The sequence below is a fragment of the Pseudomonas sp. SAS7 genome, from assembly GCF_052112345.1.
In the GTDB taxonomy this organism is placed as follows: domain Bacteria; phylum Pseudomonadota; class Gammaproteobacteria; order Pseudomonadales; family Pseudomonadaceae; genus Aquipseudomonas; species Aquipseudomonas putida_Q.
Genome location: NZ_JBEGGO010000007.1, coordinates 51,290 through 72,721, shown reverse-complemented (window position 1 = coordinate 72,721; position 21,432 = coordinate 51,290). Strand labels below are relative to the sequence as shown.

10 protein-coding genes and 5 tRNA genes are annotated in these 21,432 nt (G+C 58.8%); 10 read left to right on the top strand and 5 right to left on the bottom strand.

Annotated elements, in window-relative coordinates:
* The first annotated feature begins 186 nt into the window (after positions 1–186).
* Both ABI582_RS13035 and ABI582_RS13030 read left to right on the top strand, forming a co-directional pair.
* Positions 187–1,074 carry an ATP-binding protein gene (locus tag ABI582_RS13035; RefSeq protein ID WP_258655700.1) on the top strand — a complete coding sequence of 296 codons (888 nt, stop codon included), beginning with the start codon at positions 187–189 and terminating at the stop codon, positions 1,072–1,074.
* On the top strand, positions 1,075–1,557 hold the full coding sequence (locus ABI582_RS13030) for a GAF domain-containing protein (RefSeq protein WP_442119374.1): 483 nt from the start codon (positions 1,075–1,077) through the stop codon (positions 1,555–1,557).
* 158 nt (positions 1,558–1,715) lie between these two features.
* Here ABI582_RS13030 and ABI582_RS13025 read toward each other — a convergent pair whose 3' ends face one another.
* On the bottom strand, positions 1,716–2,483 hold the full coding sequence (locus tag ABI582_RS13025) for a hypothetical protein (RefSeq protein ID WP_442119373.1): 768 nt from the start codon (positions 2,481–2,483) through the stop codon (positions 1,716–1,718).
* 333 nt (positions 2,484–2,816) lie between these two features.
* On the opposite strand from ABI582_RS13025, the gene ABI582_RS13020 reads away from it, so the two are divergent.
* The 5 genes from ABI582_RS13020 (at position 2,817) to ABI582_RS13000 (ending at position 3,377) form a co-directional block, all read left to right on the top strand.
* Positions 2,817–2,892 (top strand) — tRNA-Glu (locus ABI582_RS13020).
* Positions 2,893–2,894: 2 nt separating this feature from the next.
* Positions 2,895–2,970, top strand: a tRNA-Gly gene (locus ABI582_RS13015).
* Positions 2,971–3,061: 91 nt separating this feature from the next.
* A tRNA-Glu gene (locus tag ABI582_RS13010) sits at positions 3,062–3,137 on the top strand.
* A gap of 3 nt (positions 3,138–3,140) precedes the next feature.
* A tRNA-Gly gene (locus ABI582_RS13005) sits at positions 3,141–3,216 on the top strand.
* An 85-nt stretch (positions 3,217–3,301) separates the two neighbouring features.
* Positions 3,302–3,377: transfer RNA gene (locus ABI582_RS13000), tRNA-Gly, on the top strand.
* 40 nt (positions 3,378–3,417) lie between these two features.
* On the opposite strand, the gene ABI582_RS12995 is transcribed toward ABI582_RS13000, so the two are convergent.
* The 4 genes from ABI582_RS12995 to ABI582_RS12980 all read right to left on the bottom strand — a co-directional run bounded on the left by ABI582_RS12995 (position 3,418) and on the right by ABI582_RS12980 (position 14,504).
* Positions 3,418–4,869, bottom strand: coding sequence for a hypothetical protein (locus ABI582_RS12995; RefSeq protein WP_442119372.1), 1,452 nt, complete (start codon positions 4,867–4,869; stop codon positions 3,418–3,420).
* A gap of 100 nt (positions 4,870–4,969) precedes the next feature.
* Positions 4,970–7,159 carry an autotransporter outer membrane beta-barrel domain-containing protein gene (locus tag ABI582_RS12990; protein WP_442119371.1) on the bottom strand — a complete coding sequence of 730 codons (2,190 nt, stop codon included), beginning with the start codon at positions 7,157–7,159 and terminating at the stop codon, positions 4,970–4,972.
* A gap of 184 nt (positions 7,160–7,343) precedes the next feature.
* Positions 7,344–9,344, bottom strand: a complete 2,001-nt coding sequence (locus ABI582_RS12985; RefSeq protein WP_442119370.1) for a hypothetical protein — start codon at positions 9,342–9,344, stop codon at positions 7,344–7,346.
* 240 nt (positions 9,345–9,584) lie between these two features.
* Entirely contained in the window at positions 9,585–14,504 is a 4,920-nt protein-coding gene (locus ABI582_RS12980; protein WP_442119369.1) for an RHS repeat-associated core domain-containing protein, read from the bottom strand.
* Positions 14,505–14,691: 187 nt separating this feature from the next.
* Here ABI582_RS12980 and ABI582_RS12975 point away from each other — a divergent pair, with 187 nt between their 5' ends.
* Genes ABI582_RS12975 through ABI582_RS12965 form a run of 3 tightly spaced genes read left to right on the top strand, consistent with a single transcriptional unit; the run spans position 14,692 to position 21,430 of the window.
* Positions 14,692–16,545 (top strand): hypothetical protein, encoded by a 1,854-nt coding sequence (locus tag ABI582_RS12975; protein WP_442119368.1) that lies wholly within the window; start codon positions 14,692–14,694, stop codon positions 16,543–16,545.
* Between the two features lie 53 nt (positions 16,546–16,598).
* Positions 16,599–19,148: a hypothetical protein gene (locus tag ABI582_RS12970; protein ID WP_442119367.1), complete on the top strand. Its 2,550-nt coding sequence runs from the start codon at positions 16,599–16,601 to the stop codon at positions 19,146–19,148.
* On the top strand, positions 19,145–21,430 hold the full coding sequence (locus ABI582_RS12965; protein WP_442119366.1) for a hypothetical protein: 2,286 nt from the start codon (positions 19,145–19,147) through the stop codon (positions 21,428–21,430). Before ABI582_RS12970 ends, ABI582_RS12965 begins: the two co-directional genes overlap by 4 nt.
* Positions 21,431–21,432 lie beyond the last annotated feature (2 nt).

Sequence of the window (21,432 nt, the reverse complement as noted above, 5' to 3'; positions counted from 1 at the left end):
GGCTACTGGTGGGCCTGTCACACATTCAGCCTTGATTGCTCAACTGGCTGTACCGGCCTCTTCGCGGCTGAAGCCGCTCCCACAGGTACTGCGCCGTCCTCTGGCCTGGTGCGGTCCCTGTGGGAGCGGCTTCAGCCGCGAAGAAACCAGCACAGCAGCCTCGAATCTGAATTGTTAGGAGTCGTCATGGACGCTCGCTTGATTGCTTTTCTGGACCGCGCCGAATCGGTACTGGCGCGCCTCGAACCTTTGTTGCCAGCACAACGCCCGAACATCGACTGGGGCACCACCCTGGCCGCCCGCTGGCAGCGCGATGGCCGCAGCGGCTACCTGCTGCCGCTGGAAGTCAGCCTGGACATCCGCCTGACCGACCTGATCGGCGTCGACAAACAGCGCGACCAGCTGGGCCGCAACACCCACCAGTTCATCAATGGCCTGCCAGCCAACCATGCGCTGCTGTGGGGCTCGCGTGGTACCGGCAAGTCGTCGCTGGTGCGCGCCTTGCTGGCCGAACATGCCGGCGCCGGCCTGCGCCTGATCGAAATCGAACGTGACCACCTGGCCGACCTGCCACGGGTGGTCGAGCAACTGCAAAAGCTGCCACAACGCTTCATCCTGTTCTGCGACGACCTGTCGTTCGAAGCCGGGGAGGGCGACTACCGGGTGCTCAAGAGCGTGCTTGATGGTTCGCTGGAGCAGGCGCCGGACAACGTGCTGCTGTACGCCACCTCCAACCGCCGCCACCTGGTGCCGGAAAAAGAGAGCGACAACGAGAACTGGAAGCGCGTGGACGGCGAGCTGCACCCCAGCGAAGCGGTGGAAGACAAGATTGCCTTGTCTGACCGCTTTGGTCTGTGGCTGTCGTTCTACCCGTTTACCCAGGACCACTTCCTGAATGTGGTTGAGCACTGGATCGGCCAGCTGGCAAAACCTGCCGGCCTTGCCTGGCAGCGCTCCGAAGAACTCGACATCCTCGCCGTGCGCTGGGCCACCGGCCGCGGTAACCGTAATGGCCGTTGTGCCTATCAGTTCGCCCGTTACTGGGTCGGGCTGCAATTGCTGGAGCAAAAGTAAATGATCGACCTCAATGCCAGTGGCGCAGGCCTGGACGGCTACAACCTGCTGGCGGCGCAAGTGCAGGCGCTGTTTGCCGACGAGCGTGATTTCATCGCCAACGCCGCGCAGTTTTCGGCGTTTCTGTATAACCAGGTGGACGACCTGAACTGGGCCGGGTTCTACCTTAACCGCAACGAAGAACTGGTGCTGGGCCCGTTCCAGGGCCAGGTGGCGTGCGTGCGCATTCCGTTCAGCAAGGGCGTGTGTGGGGCAGCGGCGGCAACGCGGCAGACTCAGCGGGTAGAGGACGTGCATGCGTTCCCGGGTCACATAGCCTGTGACAGTGCGTCCAACAGCGAGCTGGTCATCCCGCTGGTGAAGGAGGGCAGGCTGATAGGCGTGCTGGACCTGGATAGCCCCAAGGTTGGGCGGTTCAGCGAGGCGGACCAGGAGGGGCTGGAGCGCTTGGCGGCTATTTTCCTGGAGCTGACCGATTGCTGACTACTGTCCGAAGGCTTGCGCTATCCCTGTAGGAGCGGCCTTGTGCCGCGATGGGCCGCAAAGCGGCCCCACATTTATGCACCAACGCCGAAACCGCCGGGGCCGCTTTGCGGCCCATCGCGGCACAAGGCCGCTCCTACAGGGGCGCGGCGCAGGGCTTAGTCGTAGATCACCTTCTTCTTCCAGGTCTCTTCTGCATCGGTCTTGAGCCCGTCGGTCAATTCGTTGTGCTCGTCCTCCGCCGGTGCCATGCGGTCCAGCACCTGGGCATTGGCACGGGCCAGCAACTTCTCCAGATACGTCAGCTGCTCTTCATACACCTTCGGCTCCGGCTGCTTGCGCAGGTATTGCACGCCGCGCTCGAATGCCAGACGCGCCTGGCCCGGCTGGTTCTTCTGCAGGGCCTGCTGGCCGAGGTTGTTGAAGAACTCGATATGCAGCAATACCAGGATGTGGCGGATTTCCTTCACCCAGTGCTTGGCTTCGACAGCAGGTAAAAAGCCTTCCTGAGCGGCGCGGGTCACCTGGTTGTGCATGGCCTCCAGCAAGAAGCGCACATCCTTGGCCTTGACCTCGGTGTGGATCGGGTTGGGCGGGTTGTTCACCGGTATCTTGTCGCCCAGGGCTATCAGCCCTTCCAGCTCGGCAATGCGCGCCTTGAGTTCGGCATTGTGCTTGTCTACCGCCAGCTGGCGCTGATTAAGGTTCAGTTCCAGGCGGGTCAGCAGCAGTTTAAGGGCCGGGGTCATGAACTGGCCGGGGAAGGTCTCGGTGATTTCGCCACAGCGGCGCAGGCGGTCGGCCAGTTCGATCCTCGTCCGGACGCGTTCGATCTTGCCGTTCTCGACCACATTGTTTAGGTAGCCGATCACGATCAGCAACGCGATGCCCGCCACGATGAGCAGGGTGATCAGAAGTGGTGTCACCGTTAATGCCTCATGAATAGGTTTGCATTATTGAGTGTAGGAGCGAGCTTGCTCGCGAGAGGCCCTGACAGCCATTCTCTTTTTCTATCGGCAAACTGCGCCGTGACTGGATGCTGGCACATTAATGCTGACTTGACGCCAGAAAATCAACGGCCAACCCTCGCGGGCTAGCCGAAACAGCCTTGGGTATACCCGGAAGTCATTGATTTAAATAAATTTCTACAAAGGGGTTGACGCCTTCCCGAACCATCCATAGAATGCGCGCCACTTGCAGCGTAAAGCACATAGCGAAACGCGGCAGGGAGTGAAAGCAGGCAGTAATGCCAGCAGCGTGTCCCCTTCGTCTAGTGGCCTAGGACACCGCCCTTTCACGGCGGTAACAGGGGTTCGAGTCCCCTAGGGGACGCCAATGCGGGAATAGCTCAGTTGGTAGAGCACGACCTTGCCAAGGTCGGGGTCGCGAGTTCGAGTCTCGTTTCCCGCTCCAGTTTCTCCGGCAGCGCCTAGCGGCGGGGCAGGAAAAGAAAATCCAGGGTGAATCGTGAGGTTCAAGTCTGGTGCACTGAAAAGTGTTGTGTGTCCCCTTCGTCTAGTGGCCTAGGACACCGCCCTTTCACGGCGGTAACAGGGGTTCGAGTCCCCTAGGGGACGCCATTTGCGGGAATAGCTCAGTTGGTAGAGCACGACCTTGCCAAGGTCGGGGTCGCGAGTTCGAGTCTCGTTTCCCGCTCCAGTTTAAATACTGTGGCGTCTATGCGGTACAGTGGTGGTGAAGGTCTTCATGGCGCTTCACGCCGTAAGCGGTAAAGTTTCAAAATGCGGGAATAGCTCAGTTGGTAGAGCACGACCTTGCCAAGGTCGGGGTCGCGAGTTCGAGTCTCGTTTCCCGCTCCAATTTAAAAACCACTCCTTCTGGAGTGGTTTTTTTTTGCCTTCAATTTACCAGTTGTACTTGCACATACGGGAACGGTATCCAGCTGCTTTTGCTGTCCACGCTGAGAAAGGCCTCGACCTCCAGCCACGTGCCGATAGCGAATACGCCCAGCGCCGCAGGGGTTACCGTGCCCACGGTCATGGCGCCGGTCGGCGAAGGTACCGGGGTCGCGTCGGCGACCACGACGGGCTCTTTGCTACCATCGTTTCGCTGGCCGGTGATGTACAGCCTGACAAACTGGCCAGTATCCCTGAGGGACCAGCCGGTCGGCAGGGTAAAGGTGGCTTGCGTACCCATTGCGCTCAGGCTCAACTTGTCACCCTGGATGGCAACACTTTGGGGGTGGGGCAAGTTGCGGGGCGCCTGTACCGTCAACGCGTGAGGCCGGGAGGTATGAACAACGCCGCGGCGGGTCACTTCGAAATACAGCACAAGTTGGCTGCCCATGCGGGCTGCAACGTTCGCCTTGGGTATGGGGCACTCAATGGCACCGGCAACCACCTCGACAGGGGCGTCATAGGCACCGTGATCCCCCGGGTTGCCCCAGAACACCCTTACGGTGTCAGTCGGTTCGAAGCGGTTGTCGGCTTTGATGACGATGGTTGCGCCAGTCAAGGCCCGCGCCGGGTCCAGCGTGCTGCTGTCGCCGCTGCTGCCCGTTTCTTTCAGGTAGGGTGCGGAGAAATTTATCGGCAGAGGTGTGGGCTTGGCGTCGAGAGTAACGGCCTGCGAGCGCTGGATGGGTGTGCCTGCACGGTCCTGAACCGTGTAGTGGGCGTAGCGCGTGCCGTCCCCCATGTCACGGATGTGCCTGCCCGGGAATCTGATTGTCAGCGGTTGGCCGATATCGTTCCGTGCCAAGGTCCAGTTGCCGGCCTGGTCCGTGCCGCCGGGGGTAGTGGTCCAGTACCAGGTCAGTACGTCACCCGGGCTGATGCCCGCGTAAATGGGCACGGTGGCCTCAAGCTCTTCACCGTGCTCCACCAGGTAGGCGTCCGTGACACCGTCGCGGATCACCTCGGGGTCGAATACCAGCGTGTTGTTGGCGGGTAGCTCGGGGGGCGTCCTGTCGATTGTGATGGTGATGGGAGCGCTGCGCGAACGGTTGCCATTGTAAAGCTCCACCTCGTATTCCAGCGTGTGCTGCCCCTCTATAAGCAGGGCCTGCGGAACAAGGAGGAACAGGTCGTTTACAGGAACCGGTGCCGTCCAGGACTTCTGACCGGCTTCGTCATCGTCCCAGTACAGTGTGAGGGTTTCGGGTTCGGTGGGCGAGGGGGTGGAGTGTTCCCACATCGCGAACCCTACGTTCAAGTCCTGCTGCGTGGCGCTGTAGCGCAGCAAATTGGTTTCGCCACCTTCGACGTCTGGCAGCAGTGCTTCTATCCGAGGCGGGGCGAGCTCGCTGGCTTGGGCCGTATGCCCTTTGAAACGGGCCAGAAGTGAACGCATCAGGGTACTCAATGGCATGGCTTGATCTCCACAAATGAACGAACACCTGGTGTTGCCCTGAGCCCCTGCGTGCGCCGGGCGGCGCCGCAGGGTGGTGCAATTACCAGTTGTAACGGACGCCCACGCTCACCCCCCAGGGTTGTTCGAGGCGTTCGCCGTTGGCGTAATCGAATTCGGCATGTGCCTGCCATTGCTGCGACCAGGCTGCGACAAGGCCAGCGCCCAGCTCGGCGCGGGTACCGGCCAGGTCGTTGTGGAAGCTGTTGCCATTGACCCGCACCTGGTTGCCGTTGACGAACTCGTGGGCGACGGCAGCCCGCAGGTAGGGCTGAATCATGCGCCCTTCGCCGTAATCGAACGTGCGCCCGGCGGTTGTGCCCAGCTTGCCCTGCAGCGAGTGGGTGTCGTCGCCGCTGGCGCGCAGCCCGTTGTCCAGGTGATAGGACTGCCCCTTGATGGTCATGGCCGCCAGCTGTGCATAAGGCTCGACAAAGTAGCCATCGCCCAGCTTCAGGTGCCGGCCCGCTTCGAGCGACAGGCCAACCCCGTGGTTGCTGTAGTCGCCCTTGGTCTTGGTGCCGTCGCTCAGTTGCACTTCGGCGCGGTTCTGGTAGCGGTTGAGTTTGGCAACGCCATCGAAGTAGTACCCGCTCTGCGGGTCGAGCCAGGTGGCATAGGCGCCCAGGTGGAAGCTGTCTACCTTGCCGCTGCTGCCGCCTTGCAGGTTGAGATCGGAGTTGCTGTAGCCTGCAGTCAGGCCGGCCAGCCAGTTGCCGTCGCCAACCGGCAGGCGGCCATCGGCACCGAACGACATGCCCTGTTGCCGCTGTTTGTAGCCAAAGCCCGAAGCAGAGGCGTTGTACTGGTTGCCGTAGCTGCGAACCCAGCCGCCGGCGGCGCCATCGTTACGGCGTACTTCGCCCATGCGGCTGCGCAGGGTGGTGAGCTCGCCATACCAGACAGTAGGCGCGGTGTTGGCCAGGGCCAGGATGGTTTTGGTGCCATTGCTGAGCGAGCGGGTCGAGGCATCCAGGTACCAGTCGTTGCCCCGTTGCACCAAGCCATAGGCAAAGGTACCCAGGTCTACCGGCCCGCCCGCCAGCGAGAAGTTCGCATCGCCGGCGTCGGTGTGCACCATGTGCAGTTCGGTATCGGCCAGTGGGTCTTTGCCGGTGCTGGTTACCAGGATCTGATGATCACCGGTGGCGTTACCGGTCACTTCGAGCAGGTCGCTTTTACCGTCGGCAAAGTCGACGTTCATGATGAACGTGCCGTTGCCTTCCAGGTTGGCCACCTGCAAGGTGTAGAACTCGCCATTGTCGCCAAACTGCACCGAGCCGCCGTCCATCGACAGGTCGTTGAGCTGGGCGTCGCCGGTCATGATCCACTGCCCTTGGCTGTTGAGGGCCAGGCGGTCGAGGTTTTCCAGGCGGCCTTTCAAGGTGGCCTGGTTGGCCAGGGTCAGGTTGGCCGAGCCGCCATCGGCAACGATGATGTCACCTGCCAGGTGGCTATCAGAAACCGTGATATCGGCGATGCCAAGGCTACCGACTTCCACCAGTGTACCGTTGCCGCTCTTCAGGGTGGAACCATTGAGTATCTGGATGGTTGCAGTGGCCGGTGTGCCACCGAGGGTGCCGACGGCGATGGCGGAGCCGTTGATGCCTTCGACATGGCTGGCATCGAGCACCAGTGTATTGCCCTTGGCAGGCAGGCCGCTGTCGCCGCGAAGGCTTACACCATTCTGCCCGCCGACGACTCGGCTGCCGGCACTGGCGTGCAAGTTACCGTCGAAAAGTTGCGCGCCAATGGCGTCGGCATTGGCGCCCACCAGCGTGCTGTTCACCAGGGTGACTGTGCTGCTGTTTATCTGCGCGCCGAATGTGCCGCCACTGATCGTGCTGTTGGTCACATCGGCCTGTGAAGGCCTGAGGTCGGTCAGGTCAATGGCGGTGTTCAAGCCAGTCGATTCAGCGGTGATCTGGCTGTTGCTGATGCTGGCTGTGCCACTGGTGACGCGTACCCCGGGCGTTCTGCCGATTGCAGTTACCTGGGTGGCATTGAGCACTACGCTGGCACCTGCGTTTACCAGGATGTCGCGGGTGACGGCACCATTGGCCGTGAGGGTGGCAGCGTTGGTGACAGTGTAATTGTCTAGCGCCGTACTGCCGTCGATGAGGGTGTCATCGCGAATGGTCTGTGCCATGGACTGCGGGGTGAGTAACAACAGTGGCGCCAACGAAGCGACGTGCAATACATGCCGTAATGTAACAGGGCTGAAGCTTGGCATTTGAATACCTGCTGGTTGTCAGTATTGATATCGGCTCGCCCGTCATTTATGGGGCTAAGCTTTGGCGCGGAAGTCTAGGTATCTTGCTCAACATTGTTTGTAGGAAAAGTCCTTTAATGGGTGGCGGGTTGTCCTAGCGTGATGAGCTGCCGGTGGTCTTCCGACAGCCCATGCACGGGGGGATTCAAGGTGCAGGGATGGGGCAGGTACCGGCGCCAGTACCCAGGCCAACTTTGTTTTCCACGGGTTCCGAGGTAACCGTTTCCGCGCCAATTTTGAAGCTGTAGGTTACCCGGCCACGGCCGTCCGCCCCGTCGCCAGCAGGCTGGTAGATGGGCAGGATGTGAGTGACGTAGGGCTTGATGTCCCAGTAGAAGCCGTCTTCGGCCTGTTGTTTGGTGATGGTGACAGGCACGGTCAGCTCCGCGCCGCTAATGGGGTTTTCGCCTGTCAGCCCACCCAGTGCGGTCCAGTTCATCGTCACTACTCCACCGTTAGGCAGGTGCTGTGCCAGCGGTTTGACAAATACCCGGAACGCGGGGTCGCCCGCTGGATTCAGAGGGTCCTCCCACAACGAGTTGCAGTTGAGCCAGTCTCTTGTCGTGCGTTGGAACTCTGCGGCTTCGGGCACGACGGTAACGGCATCGACATTGACCGATGCGCTCACCGAACGCTGTTCGTTGCCCGGCGCCCTTGACTTGCGAATCGTGTAAAACACTGGCAGTGCGGGGTTATTGCCGGCGGTAACAATGTATGACCAGGGGATATTTACCGTGATGGTCGGGCCGTCAGCGGTTTTGACGTCGTAGGTGGCCTCCGTTACCAGTGTGCCGTCCCAGTAGAAGTCCACCACCTCACCATCTACGGCAGGGGTGTAGAGGGGGAAGCTCAGTTTGGCGGGTCGGTTGGCGTCGCTGCGATGCAGTTCGTTCGCTGTGTCGGAGACTTCGCCTTTGACTGTTGGCGCAAGCAGTTGCGAGTTGATCGGGTCTGGCCAGTCCGGGTCCGGATCCGGGCCAGGGTGCACCGGGCCAATGACCGAGAAGTCGACGTCTACCGTTATGCTCTCAGGCCCGTAAGGCACCCCATGGCGCAGCACGCGGTAGCTGACAGCGGTATTCACGACGGTGTCGGCTTTGCCATAGGCCTTTTGCAGGACCTCATTGGGTACACGGATAAACAGTGGAAAGCCCCCGGAGCCAATTTCTTCCGAGAAGGGGTCCGTATCGGTGCCCCAGGTTACTTCGATCCTGTCACTGGGGCGGGAGTTGGCGAACTCTTCGATCTGGACAGTTACGCCCTCTGGCGCTCGCGCATCTTCCAGGTTGACCAAACCATCGATTTCGGCGGCCGGCACTTTGGGTGGCAGCAGGTTTTCCGGTAGCGTGCCCAGATTGACAAAAACCTCGGAAATGAAGGAAACCCGGCTGAGGTTGGTGGCTTTGTCTGCAAGCACATAACCCACGTAGTAATGCCCGTCGCTGAGCGTTTCAATATCGGCTTTTTTTATCAGCAGTTCACGGTTTGGAGGCAATAAGCCGCTATCCAGTGCGGGAGGAAGATCTGGGTATACAGGGACGCTTTTCGAGTAGAACAGTGCGTAGGTATCTTTTGCCTGTTGGTTGTCGTATTCAGCCAGGGTCAGCTTGATCCCGGTGGGGTTGGCAGTGAGCCAGGCATCGGTAATCGGTACAGCCGGGAGGCTCACTGCATCGGGGGTATCATTACCCCAGGGCGGTATGCTGTCGCAGATATAGGGTATGGGATTGGACCAGGTAACGTTGGTGTTGTACTTCTCGATGGAGTACTTCAGCTGGCGTTCACCATCCGGGGCAAGGTTTGCTTTGGGGATAAGCACGGCGTCGGGTAAGGTATCAATGTTGTCCGTGTTGAACTCAAGTTCCGGTCCTACCTTTTCGAATTCACCGACGACGCCATTGTCGTCCACCAAAGCAATATGAAGTTGCAGATAGTCGTTGCCGCGGGCAGGGTCTGGTACGTCCTCCCATTCTTCTATTGCTACCGGTAGATCATCGTTGAGGAGGTCCTTGTTCAAGGTGCCATCCGTCTGGTCGATGATGCCGGGTATCTTCGGGTCGGCCAGGGCGGTCTTGCGCCGGATCAATTTCGAGAGATAGTTAAAGCGTGCCAGTTTGGCGCGATGAAGTGCCGAGGTAGTGCTCATCTGAATCACTCCTGATAGTTTTGCTGTACCTGAAGGCATTGTGGGAATGTTATGTGCGCCGGCTGAGGACAGCCTAGCGCGGGGCGGAGTGGTGGGATACTGGTAAAAATGCTAGGTGAGGGGTTGAAACGTTTGAGTGCGATATATAAAAACCCCGACAGGCACAGTTGTAGTTTTTTGGCTACGAACGTCCTGGCGGGGCGCGCTAGTTATGCTGAGTTGTTAACGCTATAAATGGGACTAGAAGGACACACTCGCTCTTCGTGGCTCACCGGGCGGCGCACCGCGAAGGAATCTGTCATGTTCAACCATGTGGCGACGTGCATTTGCGCGGAATGCATTGGCGCTTGGTTTCGGATTTGGAGTTGGGCGCGGGGACAGACCGCTCTCTTTTAACATTTGACCTAGCGTCCGCCCCGCACTGTGCGCATTACGATTGCTGAACGCCTTCCAAGCCGCTCCGCCAAGTGACCGCACTCCATTCGCAATCCCCAAGCTAACACTCGCCAGGGCCAGGTACTGCGCCCATTTTCCCGCCTGCTCATCGTTGGAAATGGCCGCGACTGTCTGTGCTGCCGTACCGGCAATTGCCAACGCCGCAGTAGCCGTGTTCAAGATCGCTCCTGCAATCGTGGTGCCGGCAGCTTTGGCCAGGAAGAACCCCACCACGCCGGCGGATTGGCCCGCAGCAACGGTTGCGGCTGCCGATGACACTGCACCGGCCGCCGCCGGACCTAACGCGCCCACTGCGGCCAGCGATGCGCCTGCGGTGATCACGGCGCTAATGGTGGCCAATACTCCAATGCCCACCCACATCCACGTCATCCAGCCGCCGCCGCCGCCGCCCCGGCGTCCCAGCCAGTTTGGATCATCCTCGTCGGGGCGCCGTGGCCTGCCGCCGCCTCCCGACGCTGTCATGCCGGTGGGATCGCGCAGAGCAATCGGGTTGTTCAGGCAGTAGCTGTAGGGGTTCAACTCGCCGGTTTCGAACACGCTGCGGGGGTCGGGGCTGTTGAAGCGCCTGAGCCCAGGGTTGTAGGCGCGCACCCCGCGCCCCAGCATGTACCAGTCACTGCCCTCATCCAGCGCTTCACCGTTGAAGCCCAGGTGGCTGTGCAGGGGCACGGTGGTGTGCCGCTGGCCGTAAGCGCTGTAGCGGATGTCGCGAACCTCGCCGGCGTCGCATTCGGCAATCACACTGTGGCTTGCATCGGTCTGCAGCAACAGCGTTCTGGCGGGTGATTCGCTTTGCTGGGCCAGCGGCATATCGGCATGGAAGCTGAAACGCGTACACCTGCCGTCCTGAATGGCCAGGCTAAGGCGATTCTCATCGAACCAAAGCTGCCTCGGCGGGGCACTGCCTGCCTGGCTGGTCAGTATTTGCCCTTCACCGTCGTACTGGTATCGGTTTTGGCCATCAACCTGCAGCAAGCGGCTCTCTTCGTCGTATTCCAATGGCCGGCCGCGCTGGTCCACCGTCAGGTTGCCGTTTTGGTCATGGCTGAACGTCAACACTTCCTGCGAGGTGCCGCTGGTGGTAAGTGTCAGTGTTTCCAGCAGGAAACGGTCATCCTCTTTGTAGGTATACGCCGCCATTTCGGTGGAACCGTCTTCGAAAGTGGTCAGGCAATTACGGATGTTGTCGATGCTGTCGTAACGGAAAACCTGCTTGCGGGTTTTGCGTTTGGCCTCGTCCTCGGGTAGCTGGCTGCCGCTGTATTCGACGATGCTGAGCCTGCCGCGCGGGTCGTAGGTAAATGTCTCCATCAGCACCACGACGTTCCCGTCACGCAACACACGGTTGTCGAGCAGGTTGTCCTTGCCCCACGTCTGCAGCAATGTACGTACCGCCCTCTGGTCGAGGCGCTGGGTGCGGTTGCATTCACGGCCGTGGTCGTCGTACCCGAGGGACGTGATCAGCGTGCTGCCGTTACCCGTGTCGGTGCTGGTGACGGTCTCCAGCCTGCCCAGGTCGTTGTACGCGAACGTTGCCTGCAGGTTACCCTCGCGGGTGGACTCGAGGCGGCCCCGTTCATCGTACTCGTGCTCGACGGTCATGCCCCCGGCATCCGTGCGCGATTTCACGCGGTTGTAGAACGTGCTGACATAGCCTGCCGTGCGCTGCGCTTCACCGGTGTCCAGGGTTTCGCCAATCAATTGATCATGCACGTTGTACTGGTAGACACGGTTGCCATTGGCACCCCGTGACTCCTTCATCAGGGCCGTGACCGGGTCATAGACGAACTCGGTCTCTGACTGGTTCACGCTGTGGTGGGTGGGGAAGGGCGACAGAGGCAGGTTGTACTGATAATTGATGGTATCGCCTGCGCCGGTGACCCTGGCTTTCGGTACCGATTGGCCAGGGTCATATTCGAAGCCCTCGGTGCGTTTTCCGATGGTGAGCGAAGTCACCTTGCCCACGCCGTTGTAGCACCGCCTGCCCACCTCGAAGGGCGGCTGCGACCCGGCGCTGGAGATGGCGGTGATCGAGGTTGCCCACTCGCCGTCCGTATGGGGCGCATAGCAATGCTCGACGCGGGTATCGTCTGGCAGCACGCTGGCAATCATGCGCCCGAACGCGTCGTATTCGAATGCGGTCTTGTGTTTGCGTTCATCGACCTTGCCCACACATTGCCCGAGGCCGTCGTAGGTCATTGTCTGCTCCGCCTCGACGCTATCGTCCAGGCTCAGCCGCTCGACCCGCACGGGTTTCTCGAACGTATTGCTCCAGGTCCTGAACTTTTCACTTTTCAGCGTTTGTTGCGCGACCTGCAACCAGGTTGTCTTGCAGATGTTCTTGTGTGCATCTTCTTCGGTGGGGTCAAAAAGCACGTGCTCCTGTACGTTATCGCCGCGGATCACCACATTGCGCGCTTCCCAACTGTCGTACAGGTATCTCTGCGACAGGAATTGCACGTGGGTGGGGTAGGGCTGTGCATTCAGCCAGTCGTACTGGCGCTCTTCCACTTCCCGCCCCCTGGCGTCGTGCAGCAGTTCCTTGACCAGGAACAGGCGTTTTGGCGTTTCTGGGTCTACATGGCTGGCCAACGCCTGGTGTTCACGGCCCAATCCGTCGTACCGGGTTTCGGTAACCACCGCTGTGGGCGAGGTGAAGCGTTGGTAAGCCTGATCCTGCTCATTCGCACACAGGACATATTCATTACTGCGCACGGCTTCGCTGTCGTCCCCGCCGGCAACAATTTCATAGACGGGGCGCCGCAGCTTGTCGAGTACGGTGCGGCGCTCAACCTGGTCTTCGTCGATGTTCTGTAGCAGTTCCCCCGACAGCAGCGAATGGCCTTCGCTGGTCTGCAGGCTCGTGTTGTCGTGGCCTACCGTAGTAACTACAGTTTTGAAAACGCCAACCGAAGCCAAGTCATGCAAGCGCTCGTCACGCATCTGGCTCCATTCGAGCGTGTCGAACTGGTAGGCGTATTCGACAACGGTCTGGAGCATTGGCGGCTGGTCGGGTTCGTCGCCAGCCGGGTTGGGGAAGCCGACGACGCGCTTTTTCAGGCGACCATGCTGCAAAGGCTTTTCCGGCACGGGGCTTTCGCCTTCCTGCTCGTGATAGTCATAAGTGGTAACTTTAAGTGTGCTGTCGCCGTTCGTCAGCGTTTCGCTTTCAAGGCCGCACCAGTTCTCCTGCCTGGTTGCTTCGCTGCTGCTGGCCAGCACTTTGATTGCCTTGTAACGGCACGTGGTGACCACCGTCGGGGCGCCTCCCGGGTGCCCGGCCGCAGGCGTCACGGTTTTCGTATGCAGGTCACATACAAAGTTTTCAGCGTTGCCAGGGTAGCCGTCGTCTCCGTTCCGGTACCAACGGGAGGTTTCTACAATGCCATTAGCTGCTTTTTGCGTCAGCACATTGCCGTAGTCGTCGTATGTGGTTGTAGTTTCTTCTTCACGCTGGCGACTGTTATCGAGCACACGCCAGCGTGTTTGCATCTTGACCGGAAGCTGGCAGGCGTTGACCTGTTCTTCGAAGCGCCCGGCCCTCAGGTCATACGTAATGGTCTTCTCTTCGATGTTGTTGCCGATCACCTCGGTTTTCTCGGCATTCAACCTGCTGCCGCGATACACGGCCTCACGGGTGTTCAGATGAAACTTGTTGAATTCGCGCACGGTGCTGCGCACCGGTTTGTCATCGACCCAGAGCGTCTCGGTGGTGGTGTAGTCATAGTCCATCGCCTGGCGGAACAGGTTGTCCAGGCCGTCGTCGCGCCAGTCTAGCGTTACGTTGCCACCCAGGAAGTTGTGGCCATTGCTGGAGTAGGTGTAACGCGTGTCGATCGCCGGTTGCCCATGGCCCGGGTGTTGTATGTGCTGGGTCACCCGCGGCAACGGAGCAAGGCCCGAACCAATCGGGAACTGGTGGCCGCCATCACCGTAGGCAATCTCCTCCAAACCGCCTGCGGGGGTGCGGACCGTACTGATGCAGTCCACGTTTCGCACGCGGTCATAGGTGAAGCGCCAGCTTGCCAGGTTCTCGGTGGGCAGTTCGATGCGGTCTACCCGGTTGTTGGTACCCAATATCATGTTGTAGGTCGCGCTGCCGGCGTCCGAGGGCAAGGTCAGCCCGACCCGGTTGCCGGTGCGACTCACGTCCAGCAGGGTGACACCCCGCATGTCGGTGATCTTGGTCAACATCGGGAAACCGGCATGAAGGCCGTACTCCAGGTCAAGCCAGTGCCCCTGACGGCTGAAGATACGGGTCGCCACAGCCCTGGCCTGTGCGCCCGAGCCTTTTGGTTCGAGCACCTCCACCATGCCGGAACGGTGCACTACCCGCCATCGGTTCTCAGCGTCCTCGTAAAGGTGGAACGTGTCGATTTTCTTTTCCGACATTGTCAACTGGTTACCGCCGACGCGGCCATCGGCTTTGAAGGTTTCGCCGTTGGCCAGTGAAATGATTCGGCGGCCGCGAGCGGGGTCGAACTCGGAGGTCGGCAAGCTCCAGCCGCTGCCATAACCACGGTCGTGCGGGTTCAATGGGCTGTAGCGTAAATACAGGTCGATTTCAGGCGCCAGCAGGTCACTGCCGTTAAACGCGGAAAGCTCAACACGGAAGGTATAGAGCCCTGTTCGCGGGTCTACACCATTTTGTATGTGATTAAAAAAGTTGAATGCATTGGAACTGATGCTGGATTCGGTCGCCATGAGGTGCGCTCCGGAGGCTGTAGGGTACGGAATTCATGAGCTTGGGTCCCCACACTAACAAACGCCGCCGCCGCCGCCACCTGTTAAAAGTGCTAGTTCCGGCAGTGCCGGCACAGGTGTACAAAGTCCCCATCGTGATCGGCCAGCGAAGCAAGTGCCGATTAAAAAGCTACTAAGGGGAAAGCACATGGACGACGTTTGCAAAAGTCAGGTTTTTCAAAAGGGTGCCGATGAAGCCGCAACGGCAGCGCTACCGGCACCCACTATTCCGCTACTGGACGGTGACTCGCTGGACCTTGACAAACTGGGGCCTGAAGATCTCAAGACTTATATATATTATCCGGGCCTGGACCTGGGCCATGTGATATCGCCGCGTTTTTTTGGGTGTGGTGCAGCCGGTGAGATATTTGATCGGGACCCAACGGCACAGGTGGTGGAAAAGTTGGAGCCTGACGGCAGTTTCCTGGTTGAGGTAGACAATGCCCTGTTAAAAGGCCTGGATAAAGGGGTCGCTTTCTACTCGTATGCTGTCATCTCTCGTTTCAAAGAGCCATCCACGTTGCGTCACGTGGAGGAAACCTCTACCCGGTTGTTATTTTATATAAACAAGCAGGTTGAGCCCGCTTTGTCGGTGCCATTGCCACACTTTGTGGAAAGTGATGGGCTTGAAATTGATTTGAAGCGAGTGAGTGGGGATGGTCAGGTCATTACCTCCAATTATCCATTCATGGCGGTGGATGACAAAGTGGTGCTTTCATGGAATGACGAATTTGGTTTTCCAGAGAATTTCACAAAAACGCTAATTCAGGAAGATTTGGACAAACCTCTGGTGTGGCGGATTGATTCATCCTATTTGCAGATGGCTGGCGCCTGGTGCGAACTGGCGTATTCCATCCAGTATGAGAGCGGCGGGGAAAGCCATTCACCTGTGCAGCGCTTCGCTATCGTAACCAGTGAGAGCGGGCAATTACCCAGCCTGCCGGCACCTGAAGTACCTGGCCACAGTGGCGGCATGCTCGACCCAAGCCAGTACCTGCAGGGCTTGCCGGTGACAGTGGAAGACTATGGTGCGCAGGTCGGGGATGAAGTGTTGCTGACAGCCGCCGGTAAGCGCGTTAGCCGCGCCACGCTTCGCATTGATAGCTCGATAATGGACAGTGGTCGCTTGCATTTCAGGGTGCCGGGTGATTGGTTGCAGGAGCATGTTGGAGACCCAGTAAAACTGACTTGGCAATGGGCCCGGCTGGGCGCGGCTGCGGACTCCGTGCCATTGGATCTGGTGTTGCGTAAACCGCTGGATCTGAAAGTTCCATTCGTTGAAAACGCCACACCGAAGGATCCGGAGAATGATGAGGAAGTGGACCCGGACATGGTGCAGTTCGGCTTCATGTTCCCTGATCGGCTCAGGCAGGGGGCTTATGCCCAAGTGCCTGTTGAGTCAGACACAGGTAACGGCAAGATCACCATGCATTGGGAAGGGTTTGGTACAACCGGGAAGTACAGCACAGACAAGCCTACCGCTGGCAATAATTTAAGGTTCCAAATTCCTAGCACCGCGGTGCCTGCAAACTTCGGCAGACGCGTCAAAGTATTCTACACGGTAGAAGACGCCGACGGTGTGATACAGCCCTCACCTGCGTATGGCCTTAAAGTTGAAAAACTGACGGACACTGATTTTGAAGCCGTTCAGTGTCCGGACTATCCGAATGGGAATATTTCGCTATCAGCGGTGGCGACACACGTTACGTTTTATTTGAGCTCAAACAGTTGGCGCTTCTTCGCAATCGGACAACAAGTGCGTGTTTATGTAAAAGGCAAGGCAAAGCCTGGCGGGCCGTCACTGCCGGACGAAGTGATTCGGGATGATGTGCCGGTTTCTGAAGATGAATGGTTCAATGACGAGCTGAGGATGGACCTGGGCAAGGCGTACCTGGAAAAGCTTGAACTCAATACGGCTTTCAATGTGTATGTGGAAGTCAGCTTTGATGAAGGGGTCACGTTCGTACTAGGCAAGTCGGCAGAGTTTAATTTAGTACCCTGATGCTGTTAATTGCTGCGTGTATCGGTCGCGAATAGGCGCGGCGGCGTACCGCGGTGGGTGATGATAAATATTACGAGGGTGACGAAATGGCAGAGTATAACTTTAGTGAATTATATGCGTGGTTAAAAGAACAACCGCGCGCCCTGAATTGGGGGATGATTTCCTTCATGGACCGGAAGAAGTTGAACCTTCTTCTGCTGCAGGCTTACATACAGCGCTTCAAAACCAGCGCTTACCTGCCACCGATCACCGGGAGTATTCCAAATGGCGATGACCGGCGCTTTGCCCTGAACCAGTTCACACTGGATTGGCCACGGTTAGGCTTTGCGGGCGTGCAGGCCAATGACTCCAAAGCGGGTTTGATGATGCAGGTCATGTCGGGCACACAGCTGGGTTTGCGCTTGAGTGGAGCTGACTGGCAAGTGCGGGAAATCCGCGAAACCAGCCCGCTGCAAGGGCCCGAACTTAGCCTGGACCTGCTGCTTGCCAATGTACCTGGCGTGGTCGGCGAAGAGGGACGTGTGCGACTCGACCTGAAAGAAAGTTCAGACTTCAAGTTGGACGTGTCCAGCGACGCTGGCGAGCAAAGGCTGGTGGGGGAGTACTTCAAGCAAAAGTTCGAGGCTTTGCCGGATGCACAGCGTGTATTTCCGCTTGGCCAGATCGAAGCTGGCGGCAACCCGTTGCTGCGAGCCTCATCATTTGCCCTGCGCACCCAGGCACGCGGGCGTGACCCGGAAGATGACGAGGGGGCGGTACTCGCGCTGCTGTGCTACGAGGGAGATGATCAAGGGAATATACCCGGGCGTGATTTTCGTTACCTGATACCCAAAGACAAGCCGTATGACGCTACGGTCTTGTTTGAACCCACGCGAATCATGATGGCGCAGCTGCTTGAGTCCTTGAAGAGCATTGCAAACGACGTCGAGTTCAGGCTGGTTCGCGACGACAAGGGCAAGCCGATAGGGGCCGTCGCTTCGGGTGGGGAAATGGTGATCCCCGAACAGACACTGGTCCATGAGTTCGACACCGACCCAGGGATGGGGCCTTCCCGCCACATGATATTGAAGGTCAAGGTGTATGAGATGGTCTTGAAAATGACCGACGTATTTGAAGTGTCGGTAAATGACCAGACTGTTGAGGTCGCGTGGAAGGTTGCAGGTGTAATGGCCGTTATGCCATTGGATCTGGATGATGAAGAGGGGAAGATAGGACCAGCGATACGCTTGTGGATGGATACTTCAGAATTTTACAAGCGTGCTGAGGATGATTTTGAATATAGCTTCAAGACTTCGTATGACCTTGAGGATGTCGATGGCGGCATTTTAAAGTTCAAGGGTATGGAAATGCGGGAGGACAAGGCGCCCGCGCCAAAGATTGGGGAAATCAAACAGTATCCGAGCCCTCCGCTTGATCCATTCTATCAACTCATCGTGGGTTTATTAGCCTTCTATATGTTGCCCATGATGTTTGCCCTCGCGCTGATGCTGCAGGCCCTTATCGAAGCAAGTGACAACCCCGAACTCCCCAGTGTCGAGTCAATCTTGCGCGACGCGTTTGAGAAAAACTTCCAGTTCTCCCAGTCCCTCAAGGAATTGGTCGATGAAACGATCAAACTCTACTTCGGCAATGCCCTGATCGGCCAGGATCAGTTTGCACCGCGTGAAATCGCCCTCTTTGGTGCTGTGAACCCGGCAGCCACCGCCTTTGCCGTCGACCCTATGGAGCATACCTTGGCGGTGGCAAGTACACCGAAACAGTTCAATACGGTCCCGGCGCACCCCGGCAAGCTACGTTGGACATGCGAGCCCGTGCTGGACACTGTAGCCAGCGATCAGATCGGCGACATCAACCCGGATACGGGCCTTTATACCCCGCCTCGTGGGCAGGATTTTGACGGGGCGTTTGTACGGGTGCGCATCCACGCAGAGCACAAGGACACCAGTTTTAAAAGCTCAGCGTTGATTACCGTGGTGAAATCCCGCGTGCAGATCAATCCGTTGGCTTATGTGACGCAGGTAAACGGCACTGTCAATTTGCAAGCCGGTTACCTCGGCGATGCCAGCAACTTGAGATGGGCAGACCCCGCGTATGGCGAAGTGAACGCAAGCGGCAAAAACGCGGTGTACACCGCCCCGGCGGGAATGCCTCCCCTTGACCCGGCCTTCCCGAATGAACTTGCCGCCTTTACCGTCGACGAAATTGTGCTGAGCGAAGCCGGGGCGAACAATTCGGGTCACACCGCATTGGTAATCACTGAGAGCGCCATCAAACAACCGATGCAACTTCTACGGGAAGTAGATCCTGTCGCAGGCACGGTGAAGTTGACAGCCGTAATCAACGGCAGGGACCAAGATCCTGCAAAGATTCAGTGGGACGTGAAGTACGGCTCGGGTGCTGTTGATCCCGCCACGGGTGTGTATACCCACGATCAATCCAGCACCGATCAATTTGCCCTGATTACGGCAACGTTCGACACCCAGATCATTGGCATCTTCGACGGTTATGTACTGCAAACCCTGCCCCCGGCGAGGCTGGAAGATGCGGTGCAGGGGGTGGGTGCATTTGAGGTGCAGAAACATCCAGAGGGAGTGAAGTCATGAGCCAGAACAAACCAGTGTTACTGAGTGATTGGCTGCCCACCAACCCGGACCTGTTGAATTGGGACAGCATCACAGGCCTGTCGCTGGCGGGTGGTAATACCGCGCTAAGGCAAACCCATGCAATCCATTTGAGCCAGGGGCATGAAATAGAGGGTGTTTCGGGCCAGCTTGAAATGCCCATGAGCGATATTGTTTTTCACTTTGCGGGTTATCAGTTGTCTGGGCCGCAAGTGGACATTTCACGCGTGGCCTACGAAAGCGCCAGGCTGGACATGGTCGCCAACCTGTACGGTGGAACCCTCGTCGAAACCGAAGACACCTACAAGGTGCGCAGCCTTTCCGAGCATGACCCGCTGCTGGGACTTGAACTGAGGCAACAGGTTCGCGCCGATTTCAAGGATGGCGCGTTGGTGCTGGATATGTCCAAGGGCGAAAACATGCGCCTGGCCGTGAGCGATGACGAGAGCGTACGGGGGCAGGCGGGTGAGTGGTTGCGCGAGCAACTACCCGCAGAGGCCGAAAAACTCGATTACGTCATGGTCAAAGGTGTGCCGGGGCAGGCGGAACTGGAGTTGAAAACCGCCTACCTTGGCAGCCAAGCCGATGCTCAAGGCAAGGGCGATACGTTGGTGGTATTTGCCTCTTCGCAATACGGTAGTTCAGGTAACTTCCCGAATGCGAATGGCGATTTCCCCAGGCTCTTGCCAGACACCCACCTGCCTGATGCTGCGGTGCAGTTGATCAGTTCACGCCTGATGCATCGCAATGCCTTCCTGCCAGGCTTCACCCAGCTGCTTGAGGGGGGAAGCTTCAGCCATCGCATGGAAGATGGACGGCTGGTAGAAGTGGTTGCCGATGCAGGCACGTTGCGGATACCCGCTACCACTTACCAAAGCAGTGGGTTCACCTTTACCGGTGAGACTTTCCGCCTGGACGCGGCAGGTGGGTTCCAGGCCACGTTCGAGCGGGACATGGCCACCCAGCACTGGAACGCTGATTGCACGGTCACGTTCAGCTGTCTGCCCCAAGGTGCCGATGTACCGGATGAATATACGGCAGATTTCAGGGTGTCCCTGCACCATCGCTTCTACTTGCTGGCCTCCGCCGAGGCCGGCCAGGGCTGGCTGGAAGGGCAGTTTTTCTCGCCTTGGCCTGAAGCCCAAGAAGCACATCTGCTGCGTGGTCTGCCCGAGGGTGATGAGAACGCAGAACTCAGGTCGCAGGCAGAAGATTTTGCCGCTTACGCAGTGAAGCGGGCCATATTGCTGGCCATTGCACAAAAACTTGACGCTGAGGCACCGGAGCGCTGGGTGGCTGCGCTGGCGTTCGGGGCTGCCCATAAAGTTCAGCCCGAGCCTGCCGGCCTGGCGTTTCCGGGGGCCTTGTCGGTACCGGGGGTGCTGGGGAGCGATGCCGGGTTTGTCATTCGTGACGATGCTGTGAACGTGCCTGCGGGCGGCTTTCATGAGTTCAACGTTGATAACCCGCAGAACCAGACGCTGAGCTGGATGGCCGAAGCCCTCCCGGGTGGGCCCTCGCACCCGGGCACTTTTGTCGATGGCAAATACCGGGCACCGCCCGCGCACACCCTGGAACGGCGTTCGGGCCAGGTGTTGGTGGTCGCCTCCAATGAAGCGGGGCAGCGCAGCGTTGCCGTCGTCACGGTGGTGCGTCAGGCATTGTCGGCCAACCCGTACATCACCGTGATGCAAGCCGGCACGCAGCGTCTACTAAGGGCTGGCGTGCTGGACGGTGCGTCACTTGGTGCCAAGCCTTTGAAATGGACGATGGTCAATCACGACCCCGCCCACAGCGGTGAACAGCAAGAACAGGACCAGGGACGGCGTTGCCTTTATACGGCCAAGGCCGCCGACCCTGGCAACCACGATACCTACTGGTTGGAATCGTTCGAGGTGGAGCTTGAAGAGCCCTCTGCAAAACAGAGCGTGCATGTGCTTGTCACCCAGAGGCCTCCGGGGCTGGTTGTGGCGTTGGCCGAGGAAGCCAAGGCCGATGGCAAGCTGCAGTTCGTCGCCTATGTGAATGGCAGAACGGTAGATGCCAAGTGGAGGCTGGGCGTGGGCACGGGGCAAATCGACCCCGACACTGGCCTTTATGAGCCTGCGCAGAGCGGTGCGCAATCCCCGGGCATTCTGGTTTTTGCAACCTTCGACTCAGGTGACTTCGGTGTGTTCGAAGGGCACCAGATCATGCCGTTGCAGGCCATCCGCTTTACCGGCTTGAGCCGCCAGATGTTGGCGCCGAAGGCTCGCTCGGTATGACC